At 63.5% G+C, this 1,868-nt stretch carries 1 protein-coding gene; it reads right to left on the reverse strand.

Features of this window, described 5'->3' with window-relative positions:
• Nucleotides 1–1,868, reverse strand: a 1,868-nt coding sequence (locus tag MLGJGCBP_RS18965; RefSeq protein ID WP_236581205.1) for a condensation domain-containing protein, incomplete at both ends; no start/stop codon positions are given.

Consider the following 1,868-nt stretch of genomic DNA (forward strand, 5'->3'; position numbering starts at 1 on the left):
GGATGCCCGGTGTCATTCCACCCCGACACCACCAGATCCCGCTCCACCGCATCAAGGATCTCGATCTCCCCCACCGGAATCTCGGGCCTCGATGCGAAGGCATCCAGAATGCGCGCGAGCCGGTCAGCCAGCGATCGCACCGTCGACTCGTCGAACACATCCTGCAGATAGTTCAACGTCAGTCCGACCTGGGCACCCGCAACAATCAACAACGTCAACGGATAATGGGTCGCATCACTCGCCTGCACCCCATCAACACTCATTCCGTCGATGGCGCCGGCCTGCTCCGCCAGACCCTGCTGATCGACCGGATACGACTCGAACACCGTCAACGTGTCGAACAACGCCCCCACACCCGCAGCCCGCTGGATATCGGGCAACCCCAGATAGTGATGATCAAGCAGATCCGCCTGCTCACCCTGCACCCGCATCAACAAAGACTCGACCGACTCCTGCGGATCGAGTCGCACCCGCACCGGCAAGGTGTTGATGAACAACCCCACCATCGACTCCACACCCGGCAACTGCGGCGGACGACCCGACACCGTCGCCCCGAACACCACATCATCACGAGATGTCATCCGGCCCAACAACACACCCCACGCCGCCTGCATCACGGTATTGACCGTCACACCCACACGCGCCGCCAACGACGACAACCGGGCCGTCACCTGCTCGCCCAACGAAACCGCGACCTCACCCGAACGCGAGGTGATCTCCCGACCCGGGTCCGCCGGCGCCAACAGGGTCGGCTCGTCCACACCCGACAACGCCCGCGACCATACCTCCAGGGACACCTGCCGGTCCTGCTCGCCGAGCCACACCAGATACGACCGATACGAACGCACCCGCGGCAACACCGACGCATCCCCGCCGGTGGCATACAACACCAGCAGATCCTTCATCAACAACGGCATCGACCAGCCATCGAGCAGGATGTGATGATTGGCCACCACCAACTTGAACGCACCCTCGGACACCTTCACCAACGTGAACCGGATCAACGGCGGGGTAGCCATCTCGAAAGGCGTGGCCTGATCCTCGTCGAGAACCCGCGCCACCGCCCCCGCACGCTGCCCCTCAGGCACCGCACTCAGATCCACCTCACGCCACGGCACCTGCAGACCATCGACCACCACCTGCACCGAATCACCACGATCATCAGTGACGAACGCGGACCGCAGATTCGGATACCGATCCACCACCGCCTGCGCCGCAGCACGAAGCCGAACAGCGTCGACACTGCCACCGAGGTCGAGGACCATCTGCACCGCATACACGTCCACCGATCCCTCGGCGAGCATCGCATGGAACAACAACCCCGACTGCAACGGCGCCAACGGCCACACATCCGACAACGCCGGGAACCGGGATTCGAACCGCTCGATCTCCACCTGCCCCAACGACACCAACGACAGATCGGACGGCGTCAACCCACCCGCACCCGGACCCTCGGCATGAGAACCCAACGCCGACAACGCCGCAACCCACAGATCGGCGAGCCGATGAACTTCGGGCTCAGAGATGACACGCGACGCGAATGCGAACGTTGCGCCCAGACTCGGCCCGGCAGCCGTGTCGGTGACTATCGCGTTGATGTCGATGACGCCGTTAGCCGGCATGTCGGCATCCACCTCGGCGCTGATCGTTCCCAGCACGTCCACCGGGACCCACCCCACCTGACGGAGTTCGGCCGGGATATCAGCGGCCGAGATCCGGCCGAGGTAGTTGAACGAAACCTGCGCAGCAGCGAATGCTGCCAACTGAAAGGAGGTCTCGGTATTCAGGTAGCGCAGCAACCCGTAACCGACACCCTTGTCCGGGATCGCCAGCAACTGCTCCTTGACCGCCTTCACCACACGCCCGAT

The sequence above is a fragment of the Rhodococcus sp. T7 genome (assembly GCF_009872365.1).
Taxonomy (GTDB): Bacteria; Actinomycetota; Actinomycetes; order Mycobacteriales; family Mycobacteriaceae; genus Rhodococcus_F.